The organism is Paenibacillus sp. FSL F4-0125 (assembly GCF_038008565.1).
GTDB lineage: Bacteria > Bacillota > Bacilli > Paenibacillales > Paenibacillaceae > Paenibacillus_AQ.
Window position 1 is genome coordinate 3,980,677 of sequence record NZ_JBBOZJ010000001.1, and the last position, 22,307, is coordinate 4,002,983.

22 protein-coding genes are annotated in these 22,307 nt (G+C 41.8%); 10 read left to right on the forward strand and 12 right to left on the reverse strand.

The features are described from left to right. Positions 1–51: 51 nt before the first annotated feature. The 4 genes from NST74_RS17620 to NST74_RS17635 form a co-directional block, all read right to left on the reverse strand. Positions 52–303: a YolD-like family protein gene (locus NST74_RS17620; RefSeq protein ID WP_042128738.1), complete on the reverse strand. Its 252-nt coding sequence runs from the start codon at positions 301–303 to the stop codon at positions 52–54. A gap of 184 nt (positions 304–487) precedes the next feature. Beyond that, on the reverse strand, positions 488–1,306 hold the full coding sequence (locus tag NST74_RS17625; protein WP_341113598.1) for an SPL family radical SAM protein: 819 nt from the start codon (positions 1,304–1,306) through the stop codon (positions 488–490). Next, positions 1,303–1,836 carry a methylated-DNA--[protein]-cysteine S-methyltransferase gene (locus NST74_RS17630; protein ID WP_341113599.1) on the reverse strand — a complete coding sequence of 178 codons (534 nt, stop codon included), beginning with the start codon at positions 1,834–1,836 and terminating at the stop codon, positions 1,303–1,305. The genes NST74_RS17625 and NST74_RS17630 overlap by 4 nt, the downstream gene beginning before the upstream one ends. Then, positions 1,826–2,446: a bifunctional transcriptional activator/DNA repair enzyme AdaA gene (locus NST74_RS17635; RefSeq protein ID WP_341113601.1), complete on the reverse strand. Its 621-nt coding sequence runs from the start codon at positions 2,444–2,446 to the stop codon at positions 1,826–1,828. The genes NST74_RS17630 and NST74_RS17635 overlap by 11 nt, the downstream gene beginning before the upstream one ends. Before the next feature lie 212 nt (positions 2,447–2,658). Here NST74_RS17635 and NST74_RS17640 point away from each other — a divergent pair, with 212 nt between their 5' ends. Further along, positions 2,659–3,198: a MerR family transcriptional regulator gene (locus NST74_RS17640; RefSeq protein ID WP_341113602.1), complete on the forward strand. Its 540-nt coding sequence runs from the start codon at positions 2,659–2,661 to the stop codon at positions 3,196–3,198. A gap of 111 nt (positions 3,199–3,309) precedes the next feature. Here the strand turns inward: NST74_RS17640 and aspA are convergent, their stop codons facing one another. Continuing rightward, on the reverse strand, positions 3,310–4,734 hold the full coding sequence (aspA, locus tag NST74_RS17645) for an aspartate ammonia-lyase (RefSeq protein ID WP_076119604.1): 1,425 nt from the start codon (positions 4,732–4,734) through the stop codon (positions 3,310–3,312). Between the two features lie 344 nt (positions 4,735–5,078). Then, positions 5,079–6,755 carry a hypothetical protein gene (locus NST74_RS17650; RefSeq protein WP_341113606.1) on the reverse strand — a complete coding sequence of 559 codons (1,677 nt, stop codon included), beginning with the start codon at positions 6,753–6,755 and terminating at the stop codon, positions 5,079–5,081. A gap of 236 nt (positions 6,756–6,991) precedes the next feature. Between NST74_RS17650 and kduI the strand changes: the two genes are divergently transcribed. Genes kduI through kduD form a run of 3 tightly spaced genes read left to right on the forward strand, consistent with a single transcriptional unit; the run spans position 6,992 to position 9,415 of the window. Beyond that, positions 6,992–7,825 carry a 5-dehydro-4-deoxy-D-glucuronate isomerase gene (gene kduI, locus NST74_RS17655; RefSeq protein ID WP_341113607.1) on the forward strand — a complete coding sequence of 278 codons (834 nt, stop codon included), beginning with the start codon at positions 6,992–6,994 and terminating at the stop codon, positions 7,823–7,825. Between the two features lie 34 nt (positions 7,826–7,859). Next, entirely contained in the window at positions 7,860–8,615 is a 756-nt protein-coding gene (locus tag NST74_RS17660; protein WP_042128753.1) for a DeoR/GlpR family DNA-binding transcription regulator, read from the forward strand. A 41-nt stretch (positions 8,616–8,656) separates the two neighbouring features. Continuing rightward, entirely contained in the window at positions 8,657–9,415 is a 759-nt protein-coding gene (kduD, locus tag NST74_RS17665) for a 2-dehydro-3-deoxy-D-gluconate 5-dehydrogenase KduD (protein WP_042128755.1), read from the forward strand. Positions 9,416–9,460: 45 nt separating this feature from the next. On the opposite strand, the gene NST74_RS30030 is transcribed toward kduD, so the two are convergent. Both NST74_RS30030 and NST74_RS17670 read right to left on the reverse strand, forming a co-directional pair. Then, positions 9,461–9,769, reverse strand: a complete 309-nt coding sequence (locus tag NST74_RS30030; protein WP_445668202.1) for a DUF5301 domain-containing protein — start codon at positions 9,767–9,769, stop codon at positions 9,461–9,463. Between the two features lie 77 nt (positions 9,770–9,846). After that, entirely contained in the window at positions 9,847–10,368 is a 522-nt protein-coding gene (locus tag NST74_RS17670) for a hypothetical protein (RefSeq protein WP_341113608.1), read from the reverse strand. A gap of 142 nt (positions 10,369–10,510) precedes the next feature. Here NST74_RS17670 and NST74_RS17675 point away from each other — a divergent pair, with 142 nt between their 5' ends. Next, on the forward strand, positions 10,511–11,161 hold the full coding sequence (locus NST74_RS17675) for an NUDIX hydrolase (protein WP_341113610.1): 651 nt from the start codon (positions 10,511–10,513) through the stop codon (positions 11,159–11,161). Continuing rightward, a complete protein-coding gene (locus NST74_RS17680; RefSeq protein WP_341113611.1) occupies positions 11,158–11,703 on the forward strand; it encodes a GNAT family N-acetyltransferase in 546 nt (181 codons plus the stop codon). Before NST74_RS17675 ends, NST74_RS17680 begins: the two co-directional genes overlap by 4 nt. A gap of 44 nt (positions 11,704–11,747) precedes the next feature. Here NST74_RS17680 and NST74_RS17685 read toward each other — a convergent pair whose 3' ends face one another. Further along, positions 11,748–13,823, reverse strand: coding sequence for a beta-galactosidase (locus tag NST74_RS17685; protein WP_341113612.1), 2,076 nt, complete (start codon positions 13,821–13,823; stop codon positions 11,748–11,750). Positions 13,824–14,030: 207 nt separating this feature from the next. On the opposite strand from NST74_RS17685, the gene NST74_RS17690 reads away from it, so the two are divergent. The 4 genes from NST74_RS17690 to NST74_RS17705 all read left to right on the forward strand — a co-directional run bounded on the left by NST74_RS17690 (position 14,031) and on the right by NST74_RS17705 (position 17,247). Further along, a complete protein-coding gene (locus tag NST74_RS17690) occupies positions 14,031–14,879 on the forward strand; it encodes an AraC family transcriptional regulator (protein WP_341115921.1) in 849 nt (282 codons plus the stop codon). A 343-nt stretch (positions 14,880–15,222) separates the two neighbouring features. Further along, entirely contained in the window at positions 15,223–16,056 is an 834-nt protein-coding gene (locus NST74_RS17695; protein ID WP_341113613.1) for a class I SAM-dependent methyltransferase, read from the forward strand. Between the two features lie 194 nt (positions 16,057–16,250). After that, positions 16,251–16,703 (forward strand): MarR family winged helix-turn-helix transcriptional regulator, encoded by a 453-nt coding sequence (locus NST74_RS17700; RefSeq protein ID WP_341113614.1) that lies wholly within the window; start codon positions 16,251–16,253, stop codon positions 16,701–16,703. Positions 16,704–16,728: 25 nt separating this feature from the next. Beyond that, complete coding sequence (locus tag NST74_RS17705) at positions 16,729–17,247, forward strand: GNAT family N-acetyltransferase (protein WP_341113615.1); 519 nt, start codon at positions 16,729–16,731, stop codon at positions 17,245–17,247. Between the two features lie 64 nt (positions 17,248–17,311). On the opposite strand, the gene NST74_RS17710 is transcribed toward NST74_RS17705, so the two are convergent. The 3 genes from NST74_RS17710 to NST74_RS17720 form a co-directional block, all read right to left on the reverse strand. After that, positions 17,312–18,919 carry an S-layer homology domain-containing protein gene (locus tag NST74_RS17710; protein ID WP_341113617.1) on the reverse strand — a complete coding sequence of 536 codons (1,608 nt, stop codon included), beginning with the start codon at positions 18,917–18,919 and terminating at the stop codon, positions 17,312–17,314. A gap of 148 nt (positions 18,920–19,067) precedes the next feature. Then, on the reverse strand, positions 19,068–21,635 hold the full coding sequence (locus NST74_RS17715; RefSeq protein WP_339287079.1) for a diadenylate cyclase: 2,568 nt from the start codon (positions 21,633–21,635) through the stop codon (positions 19,068–19,070). A gap of 79 nt (positions 21,636–21,714) precedes the next feature. After that, positions 21,715–22,239, reverse strand: coding sequence for a YfiT family bacillithiol transferase (locus NST74_RS17720; RefSeq protein WP_339287081.1), 525 nt, complete (start codon positions 22,237–22,239; stop codon positions 21,715–21,717). Positions 22,240–22,307 lie beyond the last annotated feature (68 nt).

Sequence of the window (22,307 nt, forward strand, 5' to 3'; positions counted from 1 at the left end):
GAGGCCCCAAAGCCAACATGGCTCACAGGACCTCTTATTGCTGCGTTCCCATTAATCTCTGGGATAATTAATTTGCATAATATCCATAAACGGAACTTTTTCGATACCTTCGTTTTTACTGACGTGTACTTTTCCAGTCCGCGAATCCATTTCTACAATCGTTCCGCGCACCTGTTCTTCTTTTCCCCATACAGTCAATAAGATCTCAGAACCTTCTTGCTTGGCTTCAACTAACTGATTGCCTAGCTCCTCAAGTACAAACTCATCTCTCGTGGGCCGTTTGGCCACTTTTGCTTTTGCCACTCTACTCCTCCAATAAGCAATTACGGGTATTAAGTATACAAGCATAAACGCCTTCGATGTCCTTATAAGGACACCATGCGTATATGCGAGAAATATAAGACATAAAGTATTGCGTGAATCTTATACGTTCTTATATTTTTAATACTAAGTATGAATGCTCCCGTTTATTATAACATGTTTCAGTTTAAGGCTCGAACCCCTTCTGACTCAAGAACAGCTCATCTTCAGAAAAAACATTCCGGAGTCCATCGTACACCCTACGATATGCCGCTGGATCATACCAATCTTCCAGTTGCAGCTCTTCATAAAGGGAATAAATACCTAATCTCCGTGTACGTTTCCCTCCACTGCCATCTCCCATAAAATAATCGTCGATACAGACTCTATCCACGAGTTCCCTAAGAATCTCAGGAAAAGACAGACTGCTTGGCAATACCGGAGCGATGGTAGCTTGAACAGGAATGCCCGCATTACGCAGTAATTTCAGTGTCTTTAATCTCGCAGAAATGGGCGGAGCACTTGGTGTGAATTTTTTGCGAATATCTTCACGATCTGTCTCTACAGTCATACTCACACGAACTTTATCTCCTAAGCGTATTAGCAAATCCATATCTCTGCTTACGAGCGGACTACGCGTCTGTACGAATAAAAAATCAGGCGGATTCTCAACCATAACCTCTAGTAAAGCTCTTGTTACTTGCTCCTTGTATTCTATCGGTTGGTAAGGATCTGTACTAGAAGACATAAAGATGGAGACCGGTCCTTTGGACTTTGCTTTTTGGAGTTCTTTGCGTAGGATAGCTGCAGCTTCTTGTTTGACATCTACCCACATCCCCCATTCCTCTTTACGGAACAGTGAAACGGGCATTTGACGCACATAACAATATGAACAGCCATAAGTACATCCGGTATATGGATTCAAAGAATGACTGTATCCATTCAGATAACCCGTCCCTTTATTAAGTAAGGTCTTTGGGGTTTTGTACTGGATCTCATTCTTCATAGTTCTTGAGCAAGCTTCCCGCTCTCCAAATGAAGCAGCCTCGTCTTCATCTCTAATCCCCCGCGGTATCCGGTTAATGTCCCATTCTTGCCAATGACTCGGTGACAGGGCACCGTAATTAATATCGGATTCGCACCAATCGCCGTCCCTACCGCTCGTACTGCAGCCGGTTTTTGGATATATGTGGCAATGTCCGAATAAGACCACGTTTGTCCATATGGAATTTCACATAACGCTTTCCACACCGCAAGTTGAAATGGAGTCCCACGATAGTCAAAAGGAATGTTGAATGCCTGCCGTTCCCCTTGCAAATATTCGATCAGTTCCTGTACAAATGGAACCATTTTCTCATCGTCCTGCACCAGTTCACTTCCAGGAAATCTTCGTCTGATCCAGTCACTCATTTCTTCGAATGGCTTCTGCTGCGACCCCACATAACTTAATCCTTTCTCCGATGCTGCGATATAGAAGCTCCATTCCTTATAAGCTAGCAATGTCCAGTATATGATTGCATTTGGTCTACTCTCCATTTTTCTGTACCTCCATGAATAATTCAGAATGATTCGTTAATTCTACTTTGTTAAGCTGTCGATACTGCGTTGGGGTGTGCCCCGTCTTTTTCTTAAATAAGGTAATAAAATACGACGAATTTGGCAGACCCACATGTGTTCCAATATCAGCTACAGCCCGATCCGTGGTAACCAAATATTCAGATGCCTGATCGATTCTCTTTTGCTGTATATAATCCACAGGAGTGATTCCCGTTACTTTCTTGAAGGTTCGATGCAGATGATAAGGGCTTCCATGACAGACTTCTGCCAGCATTTCAAGAGTAAGAGGTTCCTGATAATGCTTGTCGATATATTCAGTCATTACAGCCACCCATTCCTTATCCGGCAGCCGCTCACCCGTCGGTTTGCATCTTTTACAGGGACGAAATCCAGATTCTATCGCTTGTTCTGCATTTTGAAAGATACGTGTATTCTCTCGATTAGGTGCTTTGGACTTACAGGAAGGTCGGCAAAAGATTCCCGTAGTCTTCACAGCATAAAAGAATTTATCGTTATAAGCTGCATCATTTTGCAAAATCGCCTGCCATTGCTCCTCGGTCATCTTTTCCACATCTCCACTCCTATCCATACGCTTCACCTCTAAACCAAGTATACCCTGCTTCAGGGTCATCTGTACTCATTCTAGAATGTAAAAGCAAGATAGTGAAATACAAAAGTGGTGAGAATGCTCGTAATAACACTTTGTTTATCGAATCCGCACTTCCTTTGTCAACCGTGCAGGGAGCAGCAATTGAACAACGAATTACTCATAACAAGTCTACCTGAACTGGAGGAATCGAAATGGAAATTCTGAAAACAAAGGATGCCGCAGAGCTGTTGTCTGTTAGCCAAACAACGATCAAACGTTGGGCTGCTATGTTCCCTGACTTTTTTCCAAAGGACCGATTTGGCCACTATACATTCTCAGAGCAGCAAATTAGCTTGCTCAATCATATTAAAGATTGCATTAATCACGGAGAAGCACTAGAGGGTATTCAATTAACTGTCTCGAATGAGCATCAATTGTCGTCGTCACCGCAAGACCCAATTCATCCCACTGACGCTGAGCCTATGCAAGATATATTGTCCCGGATTCATTATATCGAACGTACACTCGATCAAAAAGCCGACGAAGTAGTCATGATACAGCTGCTTCAGCAGCGTGAAGAGCTTGAGGATCTACGGGTAATGATTAAGCAATTAGCGGCATCCCTTGAACCCATGCAAGTTACAAAAGGAAAAACCTTCACACCAAATGAAGCATCCTATCCCGTTACCACTTCAAGATTACCCTCTCCGCCAAGAAAGCGCGGGCTATTACGCTCATTCTTTTTCCTATAAGCCTGAAACGCAACGCAAAAGAACCTACTTCTAACTATCGTTGAAGTAGGTTCTAATTAAATAACGTAGAATACGGATGACAAAGGCAGTGACTAATGGTTAGGAAATCCCCTACTGTTTCTGCAATAAAGCTGAGCCTGCGATTCCCGGATGTGTCATTTCGTATGGGTCCAGAATCAGATTGAGCTCTTCCTCGGATAACACATTATACTTAAGGCACAATTCACGAACAGATTCTCCTGTCAAAATCGCCTCACGAGCAATACGAGAAACCACTTCGTAGCCCAAATGTGGGTTAACCGCAGTAATGATTCCGACACTCCGTTCCACATCCCGCTCCAGCTTCTCTTTATTGGCTTCAATACCAGCCAGACAGAAGTCTGTGAACACTTGGAAGGAGTTGTTCATGATGCTGATGGACTGAATGAGATTAAATACTAGAACTGGCTCCATAACATTCAGTTCCAGTTGACCCGCTTGGGAAGCCAGACAGATCGTATGATCATTCCCTATGACTTGAAAAGCTACCTGATTGATGACCTCTGCCATAACCGGATTGACTTTACCTGGCATAATGGAGGAACCAGGCTGGCGAGCAGGTAGTGAAATTTCATTAAACCCAGTTCGCGGGCCGGAGGCCATGAGCCGAAGATCATTAGCAATCTTAGACATGTTCATCATGCAGACTTTTAGGGCAGCAGATACTTCGGTGTATGCATCTGTATTTTGCGTAGCATCCACAAGATGATCTGCAGTAACTAGCGGCAATCCACTTATTTCAGCCAAATGCTCAACAACCACTTCGATATATCGAGGGTCAGCATTTAATCCAGTTCCTACAGCCGTTGCCCCCATATTCACTTCATATAAATGATGACGTGTATGTTCAATACGTTTGATATCTCTCTCAAGTACTCTGCGATAAGCCTCGAACTCTTGGCCCAGACGAATCGGCACTGCATCTTGTAGATGCGTGCGTCCCATTTTTATAACCGGATCGAATTCCTTGGCTTTAACTGCAAACACCTCATGCATTCTGCGCATAGTTACAAGTAGTTGTTCCAATAGAGAAAGCGTCGCAATATGAATAGCCGTCGGGAATGCATCATTTGTAGACTGCGCCATGTTCACATGAGAGTTGGGACTTAAATGACGATAGTCTCCTTTTTCATGACCAAGCAGCTCTAAGGCTCGGTTAGCAATGACTTCATTGGCATTCATATTTAATGAGGTACCTGCACCACCCTGTATAGGGTCTACAATAAATTGTTCGTGCCATTGACCTTCGATGATCTCATCTGCTGCTTTCACAACCACTTCTCCAAGCCCACGATAGAGCCTGCCGATTTCCATATTTGCAAGCGCAGCGGCTTTCTTTACGATCCCCATCGCTTTGATTAATTCATTGTGCACTCTATAACCCGTAATTGGAAAATTCTCTACTGCGCGTAATGTCTGAATCCCATAGTATGCGTTCTTATCTACTTGTTTGCTGCCTAGAAAATCATTCTCTACACGAAATTCAGTTCCTGTCACAGTAAATCCCTCGCATTCTTTGAGTTAGGTTTGATCGGATTTAAGAAAGCGCATTCATTCATATGTCTCACTTAGATATTAACCTTTATTGTGACAAATGTCTCTCATAAAATTAGAGATTAATGTAATTAATTTCAAATAAGATTACGAAAGCCTTGCCCTTAAAGGAAAGGTGGTTTTTATTAGGAGTAAATTTCCAAATGAAGCTACAGCATAGTATGTACATTAATTAAATTCTATTGCACTTCATGCCATCAAATCTCATCACATATTTACAAATTAAAAAAAGCCGACCTTAAGGTCGACTCCATCCAAACATTACTCACAACTATGTTGAGTTATTATTAAACCGTATAGTTCTCCAAGGAAATCTTCACATCATTCAATACAGCTCGCGGTCGCTCTAACTCACTCTCGATACTTAATTGCAATCTATCGCCATTACTGGTCGTATAATGAGCCGCCAATCCGTCTTCCATCTCGAACTGCGGTTCATTGTGGGCCATAGCTATAACGAAAGCATCTAGTCCGATGATTCCAAGCTCCGCAGACTCCTTAACACCTATCGCTTCAACGATTACCCCACCCGGCTTTCCTTGAACGGTTACCTCAATATATCCCGGCCGTTCCTGCAGTTGGTATGAATGTGATAAATAAATTGCGAAAAAGACATCCCCAACCTGACCAAACAAGGCGTTCGGGTCTTGCATCCACTCCCCATGAGGAAGAACACCGATGATCGTATTCTTTTCACCTTGAGGGATGGGAAATAAAGAAATAACAACATTCTTGTGATAGAGGACCTCCATATAACGACTCTGATGGCGAGGATCTCCCTCATTGTAGCCTTGACCTGGGTGGAAGAAATATAACTGGTTGGACCCTCCTTCTCCATTCACAGGCAGGGAGAACGCCCAACGGAGCTGCTCATTATCGAATTCCTCTACTCGCTCCCACATCCCGCCTGCGGCGAATTCCTCTGTAATATAGGCATAGGAATGAAGCAGCGGTTGAACGTTCGGATCTGCAGGAACTACTTTACGTGTAAGCTTGGTAGCTTCCACTGGTGTCTGGTGATTCATTGCAGCTGTTAAAGCCTCTTCGGGTGCTTTATAGAAAAGGAGTCCAGCATATTCCGTGCGTGGCATTGCCTCTGGAAGCTTGAAGTCCCCGAACTGAACATAGTCATGCAGCACATTAGCGTCACCTGGTACGTCATGAGGCCAACCTCTTGAATGTGCCCCTACCCAAGCTCCACGCAAATAAAATGCTGCTCTGACATTCCAAAGATGATCAAGCATTTCTTTAAGAGTAGTTATTAAATCCGTATCCTCTGTTGGGACAAGCTCCAAAGCGCAGGTAAACGCTTGCACCCAATGCCAGAACCACGGAAGACTGCCGTATTCAGGCATACCTTTGGAGCGAATATACGCTAGCGTACTCTTCAGACTTTGCCGACCATCTTCAAGCAATATTTCGTCTGCGAACATAGTACCAAAAATCAGCTTTGCTGCTGTATATTTCGCTTCATGATGTCCAAAGGTTACTACCGGCTTACGGAAGAAATCACTCCGATAAATGTGTCCAAATGCTGTATTCAGGACAATACGGAGTTGCGCATTTAGTGATCCGCCATATTTTTTGCAAAAGTAAGCCATCAGACTCCCCATAATTTCCACAGGTAACTCATGCGGAGATGCTTCACGTGGAATCGGATTCAAACCAAGTGGCCAGTGCCCGTAAAGCTCCGTGCCTGCTTGCCGATTCTGAAGCAATAAAGTCTCCAGCAGCACATCCTGTGCTTTCTGCTTCGCTAGTTCACGATCGAAAGGTAACACCAGAGAATCATCTACTGCTGCTGCAAAAAGATACGAGCCATAATAAAAGTTATTTCGCACATCATCGTGGAACCAGAGTCCACTCTCCAGGAGAGGTCGCCGCTCCGCTTCCAATGCGATTTTAAAAATAATTTCTTGCTGACGCTCCTTATAACTACTCTGAATACCATTTGACTCCAGCATTCAAGTTCGACCTCCCATATCTCAATTCTCAATAGTATGACAATAACCCTACGAATGAGAACAAAGCATTTTAGCTCTATTGTGCACACTTTTTGTTCATTTTGCAATTACAAAAACCTAATAATAAACTAAAATGAACATCAATAATAAAAATTACACTTGTAAAATGAACTTAAATGGAGTAAATTGTACCTATACGAACGAAAAATATGCTTGTTAAGGAGATTGAATATTCCATGGAAAGACGTTTCGCATCCCATCCTAATGAAGTTAAGCAGTTTGATACTGAGCGCCTCCGTAAGGAATTCCACATTCCTGTCATTTTTGCACCTGATGAGCTGAAGCTTGTGCTTACACATGAAGATCGTATGATCGTCGGTGGTGCTAATCCTGTTAAAGAAGAAGTAGTTCTTACTACAGACCTTAAAGAGCTTGGGGTTACTTACTTCCTCGAACGCCGTGAGCTGGGGATCATCAACGTTGGCGGTAAAGGGACGGTTGTTGTCGATGGTACAGAATATGAAGTAGATTTCAAAGAATGTCTGTATGTCGGTCAAGGTTCTAAAGATGTTATCTTCAAAAGTGCAGACGCTTCCAAGCCCGCCAAATTCTATTTGAATTCTGCACCTGCTCACCAGTCCTATCCAACTACCAAAACCACACTGGCCGAATCCGAATCCGGTGCGATGGGCGGTTTGGAGAACTCCAACGAGCGTACCATTCACCGATTCATTCATACAAATGGCGTACAAAGTGCTCAGCTAGTTATGGGTATGACTCAACTGAAGCCAGGTAGCATGTGGAATACGATGCCAGCACATACACATCCACGCCGGATGGAAGCTTATTTCTATTTCGATCTACCAGACGATTCCGTTGTGTTCCACTTGATGGGAGAGCCTAATGAAACTCGCCATATCGTAATGCAAAACGAACAAGCCGTTATTTCTCCAAGCTGGTCCATCCATAGTGGTGTCGGCACTCATAACTATACTTTTATCTGGAGTATGGCTGGTGATAATAAAAGATATGATGATATGGACCCCGTATCCATGAAAGAACTACAATAGAGATAAATCAATTACGGAAAGCTGAGGCAAGCGGATGAACCCGATACGAAGACACGAGATGATTATGGAAGTTATGCTGAACCAAAAAGATGTAACGGTGAATGAACTGAGCGATAAGCTGCAGGTTACCGGAAAAACAATTCGTGAGGATTTAAGCAAGCTGGAGGAACAAGGACTGATCGTTCGTGTTCATGGCGGAGCTGTGCTGGCACAAAGTGACCAGTTTGGTATTTTACCCTCCAAGGATCCCCTGGATAAGTATTCCGACGAGAAAACGGAAATCGCCTTGCGTGCGCTTGCTCATATTGAACAGGACGATATTATAGCTCTTGACGGTGGGAGCACAACGCTTGAAATTGCTCGACGCCTGGACAATATGCCTCTGACGGTAGTCACCAATGATGTATACATCATCAGCGAACTGGTTCCCAAAGATCATATTCGCCTGGTCGTTCCCGGGGGTTACCGTGTCCGCAATATGTTGGCCGGCCCTGAAGCCGTCTCCTATGTGCAACAGCTTAATATTCAAAAAGCATTTGTGTCCTCTACAGCTGTTCATATTGAACATGGACTTTCCATATATACAGGAGATTTAATTGAGTTTAAGCAAGCCCTTGTGTCTACAGCCCGTAAGGTGTTCGCGGTTGTCGATCATCATAAATTCGGTCAAACTGCGCTACGTACATTTGCTTCTCTGCAGGAGGTTGACGTTATCTTGACAGATAATGGACTCTCCCCCGAGACGACAAAACAGTTCCGCAATGCCGGCGTTATCATTGAATGTGAGTAATAACGGAATCATATCCATTTAAATCAAAGGAGCGTAATTATATGTCATCATCATTATTCAGCTTGGCAGGTAAAACAGCACTCGTAACCGGTGCAGCGCAAGGTCTTGGACAAGGGATTGCCCTTGCCTTCGCAGAAGCAGGTGCAGATATCGCATCCGTATCTCTTAATACAAGTGAAGAAACCGTAAACGCTGCAAAAGCTTTTGGCGTAAAAGCGGTTAGCATTGAATCTGACCTAAGTGATCATAGCAACCTGCAAAACACATTTGACCAAGCCCTTGAACTGACCGGTCATGTTGACATTCTCGTGAACTGTGCAGGAATGATCCGCCGTACTCCAGCAAAAGACCATAGTGAAAAAGACTGGTTCGATGTAATCAACTTGAACCTGAACACAGTGTTCCTTCTGTCTCAGATCGCTGGCCGTCACTTCCTGGAAAGAGGATCCGGTAAAATCATTAACATCGCCTCTATGCTCTCCTATCAAGGCGGTATCAATGTTCCTGGGTACACCGCAAGTAAGCACGGGGTTGCTGGTCTTACTAAAGCTTTTGCCAATGAATGGGCAGGCTCCGGTCTAAACATCAACGCGATTGCACCAGGCTACATGGCTACTGAAAATACAGCTCCAATCCGTGCCGACCAAAGTCGTTCGGATGCCATCTTAGATCGTATCCCTGCTGCACGTTGGGGAACACCTGATGATCTTAAAGGTCCTGCTGTATTCTTGGCTTCCGCGGCTTCTGACTACTTGAACGGCCACATTCTTAACGTTGACGGCGGATGGATGGCTAGATAAATAACCTGAAATATTTAACCCGCTGCCTGTGGCAGCGGGTTATTTTTACTTAAACAAGCATGTAATGGATTCCCCATCAAACTTACTTGTAATCTTAAAATTTCCAGAGTGATACTTACTTTTACTAGATTGATCGCTAAAATACAAGTAATCTGTGCCATAGAGTGTCATTCCAAAGCGCTGATCTTTATTTACATATATTCTTATCCAATAAGTCTCCGCAGGTCGTTCTGATGCATCACTTCTTTTTAATTTCACGTCAGAAAACTCATGTATGATCTTTTCAATTTCTTTTGGGCCATCCACTTTAATGTCTTGTTCATCAGAACTCTTAAGAACTCTAATGGAGGTGATTTAAGCAGCATCTATTCGATCCAGTACAAGATTTTGAAATGAATTATAACTATGATATTTACTTTTTTCCATAATGATTAGCCCTCTATCTGCACAAATTCTCCCGGATGTGCCCGAATATACTCGCCAATCAATCTGTGGCTATCTTCGGCTATGTTCTTAAATCGTTCAAATAAACCACTCATCTCTCTCAACAACTCAGGGTCACGATCAAGATCCGTGATGGTAACATCAACCCACTGTATTCCAAGATGATTGTTTCTTTCTTCGAGAAATGCCTTTGTCTCCTGAAGCAAAAGAATCATCGGATCATCGCCAAAAAATCGTATGCCTCCCATCACCCCTGTCCAATAGCCCGGCAGGTCTTGCATGTAAGAAATCCAAGCATAATATTCCCCTTCGGAATTACGGCTGTGATCATGCATTACTCTGAACATACAAAGAGCTTTCTGTCCATCTGTGAGCTTGGAGATCACTTCGGATTTGATCGATGGTGATTTTGCACGAATCTGCTGAAAGGTAGGCTCCATACAGGCCCATCCTAGTCTTTCATCACTTAAAGTGTCCAAATCCTTCTGCTTCATGGTTACTAAATTCATTTAACTCCTCCTTTGATTAACATCCAAAAATATACATTTCATTCTATCTGTTGTCAATAAGAACCACCCTAACATTTAGGGTAATTCGAACGGTTTTATGATAGGCTTTAAAAAGAAGAAATCATCACAAAGGAGCTTTTCTATGCATAATGAGATACTTACCATTTTTGATGAAGCAGGCAGCCGAACAGGTACGGCTCCACGTGAAGAGGTACATCGGTTAGGGCATTGGCATGAGACTTTCCACTGCTGGTTCATAAGCAAAGATCAGGAAATACCCTGTATCTATTTACAACTTCGGAGTGAACAGAAACATGATTATGCAGGACTACTGGACATCACGGCCGCCGGACATTTGCTAGCAAATGAAACTGTAGAAGATGGAATACGCGAGGTTCAAGAAGAACTGGGACTGGAGATTTCTTTTGAAGAACTGATCCCGCTAGGAACAATTCCTTACAGTATGAAAAAAGAAAACCTTATCGATAATGAACGAGCGCATGTCTTTATTTATATCAATTCCTATCGACTAGAAGATTTTCAGTTACAACAAGAAGAGGTCGCCGGCATTGTCAAAGCTAAGTTCTCTGATTTCCGCAGATTTTGGCAGGGAGAAATACATAGTCTACAAGTCAACGGTTTTCAAATCGATCCGCATGGACATAGAATTGCCATTGAGCAGGATGTAGACAAGACCCATTTTGTACCCCACGATACGGATTATTATTCTCGTATTATTGAGGGCATCGAAACAATATTTCTAAAATCACCAGAAGTAACGGAGGACAAATGATTATTGATCAACAAATATTTAGTGTGAGAGGAATCCAATACATCATTCGATCTGCAATCCCAACAGATGCTATGACATTGTCCAAATTAAGAGTACAAATTGATGGTGAGACCGAGAATTTAGACAGAGAACCAGGGGAAGCGTTCATTGACCAATTAGGCTTCAAGGAGCTTATTCAATCTGATTCGAAGGAACCCAGAAATTTGTTTCTTGTAGCGGTAGTTGAGGATCAAATCGTTGGGTTCTCCCGATGTGAAGGCTCTACTTTAAAAAGATTCGCTCATAAAATAGAGTTTGGAGTATGTGTGTTGCAGAATTATTGGGGATATGGAATCGGAAAGAATCTTCTAACAGAATCAATTGCCTGGGCCGACGCTAATGGTATCCAGAAAATCGCTTTAAATGTCCTGGAAACGAACGACAAAGCAATTAAACTTTATCAAAAGCTTGGCTTTGAGATCGAAGGCACATTAAAGAACGACAAGATCCTTTCGGATGGCAAATTCTATAACACGATTATGATGGGACGACTTATGAATTGATAGTAAAAAGGCAGAACCTGAATCCCTCAGGTCCTGCCTTCTTGTTATACTAGCGATTTACGCTTCAACATTACGAGATCATTTACCGCTAGATTCAACACAGCCGGAGCTGCAGAACCTGAGCTCAAATCTGTATAATCCGCTCCATCTATTTTGACCGCTTGAGGACTGCCACTGTAGTTTTGCACAAAGATATAATCGCTTTCTCCATCGGTACGAAGCTGCGCTGTCACACCAGTTGGAAGCTCACTATCAAGTGCACGCGTAATTCCTGCTTTAGCAGTGATCGCGGCATACAATTCAACGTAGAAAGAAGCGTCTTTCACACGAGTAGCGAGGTGATATGCATTTCCTTCACCGAAACGATTTACCGTAAGCGCTGGATGGCCAGCATAGAAATCACTGCGATAAGTGCCTAATGCTTCCGCACCTTCCAAATGGATCAGCTCAGCAATTTCATGCGCATCATACTCTCCACTAAGATTAAGTGCATTGCTCGCCTGCATGACAACACCATTCAAATCACGGCTATGCAGTCCTTCTGTCTCCTCCGCCCAGATACCGAGCGTTCTGCGCAGTGGTCCAGGGAATCCACCCAAATGGCATAAATCCGTTTCGTTAACGACACCAGACCAATAGGTTGCCAGGAAATTCCCACCCTGCTCCACAAACTTCTCGATGCGCTTTCCATTCTCTTCGCTGATCAGGTATAACATAGGTGCAATGACCAGCTTGTAGGAGGACAGATCATCTCCCGATCCGATCATATCAACCGGAATACCCAGCTCCCAAAGTGCCCGATAATGCTGGAGTACAGTCTCCTCATAACGTAATCCGGAATTACGAATACCTTGTGCATCTTTGATCGCCCAGCGGTTGTCCCAATCGAAAATAATCGCTGTTTTTACTGGAGTTGATGTACCTACTACTTCTGTCATTCCCGCCAGCGTCTTTCCTACCTCTGTAACGTCTTTAAACACACGAGTCTCGGAATGTCCGCTATGGTCAACAACCGCACCGTGGAACTTCTCACTAGAGCCCCGGCTTTTACGCCATTGGAAATATTGTACAGAATCCGAACCATGCGCTACCGCTTGAAGTGAAGACAGCTTGTGCATACCAGGACGCTTCAGCTTACTGACCGATTGCCAGTTCGTAAGAGATGGCGTGCTTTCCATGAGGAGGAATGGTTTCTTTTTAAAAGAACGCATTAAATCGTAGTGCATCGCCGTCCATGCCGCCAGTCTAGCATCGTCACCGTCTTCAGTATAATGCCATTCTGGATAAGCGTCCCATGAGACAACATCCAGAATTTTGGCTAGTTCGCGATAATCAATGCCATCGATCATATGCATATTCGTTGTAATTGGCAGCGCTGGATTGTAAGGACGTACAACATTAATCTCATGCTGACAGAAATCAATCGTCCGTTCGCTGACAAAACGCCGCCAGTCGAGGTTCAAGCCGTGTACTTGTGTTTCTCCATGTGGCGCTGGGGATTCAATCTGTGTCCATGAAGTGTAGTTATGACTCCAAAAAGTAGCCCACCAAGCATGATTCACCTCATCTAGACTGTTATTGTATTTGACCTTTAACCAATCTCTAAAAGCATTCTGACAAAGATCACAGTGGCATTCACCACCGAACTCATTCGAAATATGCCAACCGATAACAGCCGGATGCTGGCTATAACGTTCCGCAAGCTTCGCATTTAAAATCGCAGTTTTCTCCCGATATACAGGTGAGGTGAAGCAATGATTATGACGGAAGCCATGTAAATTGTGAACCCGATTACGTTCCACTCTTAGAACTTCAGGGTACTTCTCAGACATCCAAGCAGGCCGTGCTCCACTAGGTGTTGCTAGAAATGCGTAAATCCCATTCTCAGCAAAAGAATCCAATACACTATCTAGCCAATCAAAAGTGAATACACCTTCTTCAGGCTCTAGGGATACCCAAGAAAAAATTCCGACAGACATCACATTACAGTTTGCAAGCTTCATCAGACGAATATCTTCACGCAAAATTTCTGGATACTTCAGCCATTGTTCAGGATTATAATCAGCACCGTGCAGCATCACTGGAGCTTTGCTACTAATCGGGGAATGTTTTTTACTCATTGTGTAAGATCATCCTCTCAATTCTGCCCATTTTTGGAATGGGACTATTCTCTGATGAGACGTTAGATGCCGAAGCTATCTAAATCAAGAATCATCATTTATACTATTTATAATAAAAGAAAACTCACCTAGAACAGTAGGAATATACTCTCGAAGTGATAGTACAAAATGAATATGAGGTGAATCATCCTGCTTCCATTTTCTCTGATAGAGTTACCGCGTGACGCTGAGACGCTTCCCTTATATCCTTACTCTGTTGGACGTCATATCCAATTTCATCATGTGCGGCCTGCCGGCTTCCCTGTGCACCAGATTTTTCTGATTCGTACCGGAACTGGGCTCTTTCGTGATCTGGAGAGCGGTACTGAAATCATACTAGAACCTGGAATGGCTTTCGCCTTCCCACCGGATCGAGGACACGAATATTATCCTACCTCACATGAACCATGGCATGTGGGTTTCATCGGAATCGAAGGGAGTCAATCGCAAGGAATGCTGGAGGGGATTGGCCTTCTCCCTTCTCTCCCCTATCATCCTGATCGTTTTGAACAATGTTGGGAGGAAATCGGAAAGATCTGGCATACGGTGAACACTCAGACATCTAGTCGTCAAGACGAGCATGGGATGGAAGATCTATCTATAACCCTTTATCGTTTACTTCTGATGTTGCGTCGTTCCGAATCCACTCACACCTCAGGCAGTCGTTTAGAACTTGAGTCTGTGCGTAATGGAGCGTTGGCTAAAGCGGTTGGACTTATTAACGAACATTATACTGAGCCGCTCCTTATCTCCAATTTAGCAGCTGCTGTAGGGTATTCCGTCCAGCACTTCCAGCGCCTATTCGTACATGAATACGGCATAACTCCGCATAAGTATCTTCAAAATCTGCGACTAGAACGTGCGGTACAGTTAATGACGGAGAATGATGAGATTCTCGTTCAAGATATTGCGCTTCAGCTTGGCATGGAAACGAATTATTTTATACGGATTTTTCGAAATACTTATGGCTGTACGCCTGGGGTGATGAAGGAGAGACTGTTAGAGGGGAACAAATAAAATCACGTACCCTAAGCGACCTCACTGCTTCGATTGGCAGACCATTATTATCTTAGCATCAGTAGTACTCTGCAAATTCAAGAACTTTCCACATGCATTGTCTTTATCACAAAACCCACAGTCATCACTGTGGGTTTTATGTTCTTCATACAAATCCATTTTTGCATACATGAGATTGATATGCCGTTACTCTATCCTAACTTCATAAAATACGTCACACGAAGCTGAATTAATCCAACGAAGTAATAATTTATAATTATATCTATTCTTTAAATTGTGAAGGAAACATGTATTGGTTAGAGTAAAACGTGAGGACTTCAGAATCTCTAAATGAGGTGTTAATGTGCTAAATACTCTATTCCAATATCTAGTCAGACCTGTCATCTACACGCCAAGCACTACCGAATTTTGGAATCATCCACATATATCAAAAGGAATGCTAGAGGCGCATCTGGATAAGAATTGGGACGCGGCTAGTCGTAAAGAAGAATTCATTAATGAATCCGTGAACTGGATTTCAACAATGCTTCCCTCAAACCGCTATCCAGATCTACTTGATATAGGCTGTGGCCCTGGGTTATACGCAGAGAAATTTCATAATGCTGGATATTTGGTAACAGGAATAGATTTTTCACAGAGATCAATAGCCTATGCACAAGAGCAATCTATTCTTAATCGTTCCAATATTCAATATCTTTATCAAAACTACTTAGATATGAATTACTCTGAAAGCTTTGATATAGTTACTCTTATTTATTGCGATTATGGTGTATTATCTTCTAGAGACAGATCTCTATTATTAGACAAGATTTATAAAGCAATGAAACCGAATGGAAAACTTATTTTAGATGTATTTACACCCAGACAGCATGAAGGCAAGAATGAACAGAAAGAATGGGAAAATAATATTTCCGGCGGTTTTTGGGATGAGAATCCACATTTATGCCTGAACTCTTTTTATCGTTATGACGAAGATCTGACAGTTCTAAATCAAACCATTGTTGTTAGTGAACACTCGACTCAATGCTATAACATATGGGAGCATTGTTTCACAGAACATACCTTAATTAATGAAATAAGAAATGCAGGCTTTGGCCAGATCGAATTGTTTGCTGATGTAGCAGGAAAACCTTTCAATAATGAGGGGACTACCCTTTGTACGGTAATAACCAAATAAAAAGGACTGGATAAAAACATAGCTTCTTGGCTATGAGCATCCAGTCTCTTTTATTAGGGCTTCGAATAGTGAAGTACCAAAGAGATTCACTACTACCTCACCAATATTTTTATTGCAAATGCAATGAAAATAAGATAAATTAATACATATTATTTTATTGCATTTACAACAAAATACGCACTAAGGAGTTAACTATGAAGGAAATTCTTCGTGAAATTGGAATGATAGCAAGGGCATTAGATTCAATAAGCAATATAGAATTTATTGAACATAACCTTACAAAAGGACAATATTTATACCTTGTGCGAATATGTGAAAACCCTGGAATAATTCAAGAAAAGTTAGCTGAGATGATAAAAGTAGATCGAACAACAGCTTCACGTGCAATTAAGAAATTAGAAACTAATGGATTTATTGAAAAGAAAGATGACCGTCAAAATAAAAAAATAAAAAAACTATTTCCTACTGCAAAAGGGAATACTGTGTACCCTTATATAAAAAAAGAAAACGATCATTCCAATAAGGTCGCTTTAACTGGATTCTCTGAGAGTGAAGTAGAAACTATGTTTACCTTGCTGCAGAGAGTCAGAAAAAATGTAGAAAAAGACTGGGAGTTAGTAAAAAAAGGAAAGAAAAGAGATTATTGATTTAGTAAACGGAGGACAAATAAAAATGACCATTAATATAAAAAAGTGTACGTTTGAAGATCTGGACTTACTCCAAAAAATTAGTATAGAAACATTTAAAGATACATTTCAGAATCAAAACTCACCTGCAGCTATGAATGATTACTTAGATTCTGCCTATAATTTGAAACAATTAGAAAAAGAATTATTAAATAATTGTTCAGAATTCTATTTTATTTATTTGCATAAAGAAATTGCAGGGTATTTAAAGCTAAACCTTAATGATGCCCAATCAGAAAAAATGGGTAATGATTCGCTTGAAATCGAGAGGATTTATATCAGGGGGAAGTTTCATAAACAGGGACTAGGTAAATACCTATTAAATAAAGCTATAGGCATAGCAAGAGATCATAATAAAGAGAAAATTTGGTTAGGTGTATGGGAGAAAAATGAGAATGCAATTCACTTTTATGAAAAAATGAACTTCGTTCAAACAGGAGCTCACTCTTTCTATATGGGTAATGAGGAACAAATAGATTTTATAATGACTAAAACTCTTATTTAACCGGCAAACAAAAAAGACTAGATAAAAACATAGCTTCGTGGCTATGAGCATCCAGTCTTTCTTTTTAAAAAGTATAATCGTAAAATCTCTCTGCATTACTTAGGCTAGTCCATATATCAGAGCTTTCCCCACCTATATACCAATAGGCAACTCCAGCTAAATTGTTCTTAACGCTTAAATTGTATTTGGCTATTAGTGAACGGCCATCCTCAATCCAGATGGTGTGCTTTATGGACTGCTTTGTATAATTGGCAACATATTGTCCCAAAGACTCATTCCATACGGGCTTCATCCCATAGCTACTAATAATCTGATTTTGCTCCGAAAGCGACATGTACTTTGATGATGAAACCGTACCATTCTGATTCAACGTCCAGTCCCGATTATATAAAGGCAATGCCAATATAACTTTTTGGCTTGGTACTACTTTTAATACAGTATTCACAGCCTGTTGATCAAAAGGAATTGAGGCATTCGGCCCAGGAAGCTTACTCCCATCATAATGCTCGTCATAACCCATCATCACCATATAGTTCACTTGCTTACCTAGTGCAGCATAGTCAAAAGCATCTGTCCAATCTGTTCCAAGATCAGGAGAAACGTCTATCGACAGCTTAGCGTTAAGTGAATGCATTTTCTCCGCTAATAAAGTAATAAATGAGGTCAAATACGCACGATCATCAGGCCCAACATTTTCAAAATCAATATTTAGTCCATCTAATCCATATTTACTCACTATAGCAGCTAATTGATTTACTGCCGTAGTCCTTGTGCTTACACTCGACAACATTTGATGCGTTGCTTCTTGATCTGAACGATTGCCAACCATCGCCCATATTTTCTTATTATTCTTCTTTGCCCATGTAATCAGCGAAGCATCCGTTGAATCCGTTACTGCACCTGTTTTTCCTACATAATACCATCGTGGCGATAAGGTATTCACGTTGGATTTCAGAACCGTATTCTCATATTGTGCCGTCGTCTGCCCATATTGCCAGCCTATAACGATCTGATCCTCTGGCTTCTCCTCAAGCTCTGCTGCCCAGCTGTCATTTTGCAGAACCCGGTCAATGAGGACAGCTGTTTCCTGTCTAGTAATAGGATCAGAAGGACGGAAATTCCTGCTATTGTCCCCCATCATTAAACCTAGATCATTTACTTTAACAACAGCTGATCTTGCCCAACTAGCAATTTCATTTCGATCATTAAACGAAGTTAGAGCGGAAGTATGGTTTGTTTGCTTTAAAGCTTTGGCCATCCATACAGCCGCTTCCTGCCTAGTAACTGCTTTTACTGGCGCGAAAGTAGTTGCCGATGTGCCGTTAGCCAGCTCAAGCTGAACAGCTGCCTGTATCCAGCCGTAATACCAAGCTTTTTTAGCTACATCTGTATAAGGAGATACTGGACTAACTGCAGGATCTAGCTTTAGCAGACGATCAAGTACCGTTATGAATTCTGCTCTAGTAATCGATTTAGTAGGTGAAAAGCTTGTCTCCGATGTGCCAGTTAATATGTTTCGATGATATAAATCTATGATTTCTTTTTTAGCATAACTGTTACTTATATCTTTAAAAGGGGCTCCATCATCAGCCCATATATGTTGAATAAATACCCCAGCTACAAACAATACTACAAGTATAGTAATAACAAACCTACCAAATCTGTTGTTCACGAGATGATCCTCCTCGGATATAATCTTCGAATTATACCAAGGATAGAGCCAATAAACATTGCTAAAATATTGGTAGAGTGCGAAAAGATGTACTTTGTGAATCTCATCCATTTTCGAAATTATCTGTTACATTACAGCATAGAATCTCTTATTCCCCTTCAATATTAGGATCTTTTGGAGGGCTATTGTCCCCTTTTAATTCTTCAATAGCTGCGGCTACCTCTGGGTGCGCTGTAGCCCATTGCTCACCTAGCTCAATTAGCTGTTTGCCTAGTTTACTTTCTTCCCAATCATCCCCTATACGCTCGGAATAACGGGTAATGGCATGGATCAAGAGCTCCGAGCTCTTATCGGCCAATTTCATTATGCTTTTCAAATGGTTATCTGAAGATTTTTCGAGCTCGGCACTGATAAAGTCATCTAAAGCATCTTCAAACCTACCCATGGAGTTATTAAGACCACCTCTATTAGAGTACAACACCCATTTTTGGGAAGTTTTAAGAATGATTGATTGAGTATAGTCCTCTAGTGCTCTTTTATAATACCCATCCTTTTTTTTAGAATCCTCGCAATATATTCCTAAAGTATACTGGGCGATACCGCGCAGATTATAATCTTCATGCGTCAACTCCGTGCCACCGTAGTCAACAATGTAATTCGAAGTGTCCAGCATATTTTCTAACATAGGAATTCTTTCTTTTCCTTCCAACTCGAGGATGCATTTGTAATTTGCAGAGATTAGCTTTCTACGGTAAACAATATTTAACTGATTGCTCAGTTGAATTCCGTCTTGATAATACTCCACCGATTTAAAATAATCTTCATGCTCAAACCACGCATCACCCAAATGATACAAATAATCATCATCTATATCGACAGCACCTCGAGCTTGCTGCAAGCGTTCTTCGTAATCCTTCACTTTATTTTCCGTTGTGTTACCTTTCTCCGTCTCTTTTATGTAATCTACATATTCTTTGACGATCTGCCGTACCGTTCTATCAGTAATAGGCTCAGGAATCAGGTTCACCATCCCGTCTTCGGAAATGATAGCGATCACACAGGGTGCTTTATCTATTTTTAGCTTTTCCAGATACTTGTAAGCCGAATTGAACCTAGCCCCACGACTGGCATCACCCAAATGCTCTTGGGAAAGTCCATCCAGAATCACACCGATCGCATGGCAATTAGCGTCTGTATCACAATATAAGGCTCCATCGATGGCGGTCAAATGCTTAATGAACATAGGGTTAAGCTGGGTCTTAAGGATAGGTGTGGATTGCTTCTTCAGTCGCCTTACCTCATCCTTAGCCGTATCCGGTTCCGTAATGACAACCATGGTCCCGCTCTGCTGCTTAGTAGCCTCTTTGATCATTTTTCCCAGTTTGTCCAGGTTCTCCCCCAGAACAGTTATATCTTTGAACGTTGCTAAAGTAATGCGTTTGAATAGATCGAGATCGAACCTCTCCTGCCCAATTTCCGGATTCTTAAAAGAGACTCCTAGTAGTTTATCAGAGACAATACAAAGATTGGTGGTCATTTTGAAAATCTTCTTATCTTCATCCGACTCTACTCGCTTATCAGTGGGTTCCTCTTCTTTCATTCTGATCAGCATCAGATCGTATCGGGACAACCCTTTGAATTCCAGCTTAAATACGCTATCCGTCCCCAATAAGCTCCAATCGACTTCTCCGATTCCATAGATGATATGCTCATCGGCAATCAGGAACAAATCATTTTCATTGTTAGTCATCTCCAGTAATTTGCGGATCCGTCGACCGTCATCCAGAGATATCCCGTTTTCTCCTTCGAATTGAATAGCATACTTCACTAGTCCGGTCCGATCGTTCAGCAGCTTAGGGCTCATAAGCAGCATGCAGCCAAATGGGCTTTCTCCTTCGTACGTCTTGGTGGCAATACCTTCAATTTTCTCCATTAACATATTGATATAATATTGCTGGTTCATCTCTCTTTCTACTCCAGAAAAGGCTTGAGCTCCTTCTCCACCGTCGTCATTAATACACTGCTGAATCTTCCCCATGAACATGCGTGCCATACGCTGTAAAAAACCGGATACGTTCTCCTTATATTTGGATTCAAGCTCCTCGTTGATTCTATTATCCTTATCTTCTTTATAGTAATCAGAAAAATAGTAATCCAGTGTCATTCGTAAAAAGGATATTTGTGGCATTTCATAGAACATCTGGCTGACCTGAAGACTTGCGTAATCGATCGCTAGAATATAGATCAGTTCAAATTTTTCCCCCTTCAGCACCAGGTTTAACCTGTTCGGATATAAGATACTGGTTGTTGTATGCACCTGAGTAACCGTCAAATCCGCTTGATCTGTAGAACTTTCCCCTGTAGAAACCACTAGTGATTTCGCTGATGCAACTTCAGCAGATGTGCCATGGTCGCTCACCCTATTCCGAATATATCTATCCAGGTATTCTACATTGCCATCCCACTGCCAACCAGACAAACCAAGCTTAGAAAGCGCATCCTTAGGATCTTTCAGGTTCTCTAGTTTAACCTCTGTCTCTTCTCCTCGTTGCCTAGTTAGAACCCGCTTGATTCTTGATGTCGCCAAACAGCTATGATCTTCTTGCATTACGATAGCATACAGCTTGAGTTCCAGCCGTTCATCCAGCTTACGCACCATTTCCTCCAGTTGAGGATAAACGACTTTGTGGATATTCTCGATAAGTTTCAATGACATTTAGAAGGTCCATCTCCCGCTTGAATTATTTCCCATAATATTCTTAGCTTATCATATATTTCTTATGATCATAGTGACATTACTGCAAACTCTCACGTTCTTTAAGCGAAGCAATTTGTACGGTATGATGGCGACCATGCCAAGCGTATCTTTGGGTAGCAACATCAAGATTCATTTCACCGTGAGTGAGACTCATGAATTTCTTTTGAAAATCTGATAGATGTAGTGAACGAAGTAAGGCAACAAACCGACTGTGAATCGAATCTATGAGAACCAAAGAAGGTTCTATAGGTGTTCTATAATCACTTAATTCTGCCCACAAATCTTCACGGTAGGAACTTGCTATTGGATTATCCTCTGTTAGCGCTCTCTTAAATCGAATATATGCATTCATATCGTTATCTGCCATATGGTGAACTACCTGACATACAGTCCAACCTCCAGGACGATAAGGTCTATTTAGTTGCTCCTCCGATAGATCGTGCACTGTCCGGCGTAGAATTTGAGGCAAGTCCCGGATTTCCCCTATCCATCTGTTTCGATCTTCTGGTGTTGGATGCTCGATGCGTTGAAATTGCCCTATAGGATATCGAATCTGGTCCATTCCTTCACACTCCAAAGCGTATTTTTATCAAATTGAATTCGTTAGCTATCAGTTTATATCCTTCCATC

Coding starts and splice junctions, on each gene's coding strand:
- NST74_RS17625 (WP_341113598.1), bottom strand. CDS start 1,306: ATGAAGAATGAGATCCAGTACAAAACCCCAAAGACCTTACTTAATAAA.
- NST74_RS17630 (WP_341113599.1), bottom strand. CDS start 1,836: ATGGAGAGTAGACCAAATGCAATCATATACTGGACATTGCTAGCTTAT.
- NST74_RS17635 (WP_341113601.1), bottom strand. CDS start 2,446: ATGGATAGGAGTGGAGATGTGGAAAAGATGACCGAGGAGCAATGGCAG.
- NST74_RS17640 (WP_341113602.1), top strand. CDS start 2,659: ATGGAAATTCTGAAAACAAAGGATGCCGCAGAGCTGTTGTCTGTTAGC.
- NST74_RS17650 (WP_341113606.1), bottom strand. CDS start 6,755: ATGCTGGAGTCAAATGGTATTCAGAGTAGTTATAAGGAGCGTCAGCAA.
- kduI (WP_341113607.1), top strand. CDS start 6,992: ATGGAAAGACGTTTCGCATCCCATCCTAATGAAGTTAAGCAGTTTGAT.
- NST74_RS17660 (WP_042128753.1), top strand. CDS start 7,860: ATGAACCCGATACGAAGACACGAGATGATTATGGAAGTTATGCTGAAC.
- kduD (WP_042128755.1), top strand. CDS start 8,657: ATGTCATCATCATTATTCAGCTTGGCAGGTAAAACAGCACTCGTAACC.
- NST74_RS17670 (WP_341113608.1), bottom strand. CDS start 10,368: ATGAATTTAGTAACCATGAAGCAGAAGGATTTGGACACTTTAAGTGAT.
- NST74_RS17675 (WP_341113610.1), top strand. CDS start 10,511: ATGCATAATGAGATACTTACCATTTTTGATGAAGCAGGCAGCCGAACA.
- NST74_RS17680 (WP_341113611.1), top strand. CDS start 11,158: ATGATTATTGATCAACAAATATTTAGTGTGAGAGGAATCCAATACATC.
- NST74_RS17685 (WP_341113612.1), bottom strand. CDS start 13,823: ATGAGTAAAAAACATTCCCCGATTAGTAGCAAAGCTCCAGTGATGCTG.
- NST74_RS17700 (WP_341113614.1), top strand. CDS start 16,251: ATGAAGGAAATTCTTCGTGAAATTGGAATGATAGCAAGGGCATTAGAT.
- NST74_RS17705 (WP_341113615.1), top strand. CDS start 16,729: ATGACCATTAATATAAAAAAGTGTACGTTTGAAGATCTGGACTTACTC.
- NST74_RS17715 (WP_339287079.1), bottom strand. CDS start 21,635: ATGTCATTGAAACTTATCGAGAATATCCACAAAGTCGTTTATCCTCAA.
- NST74_RS17720 (WP_339287081.1), bottom strand. CDS start 22,239: ATGGACCAGATTCGATATCCTATAGGGCAATTTCAACGCATCGAGCAT.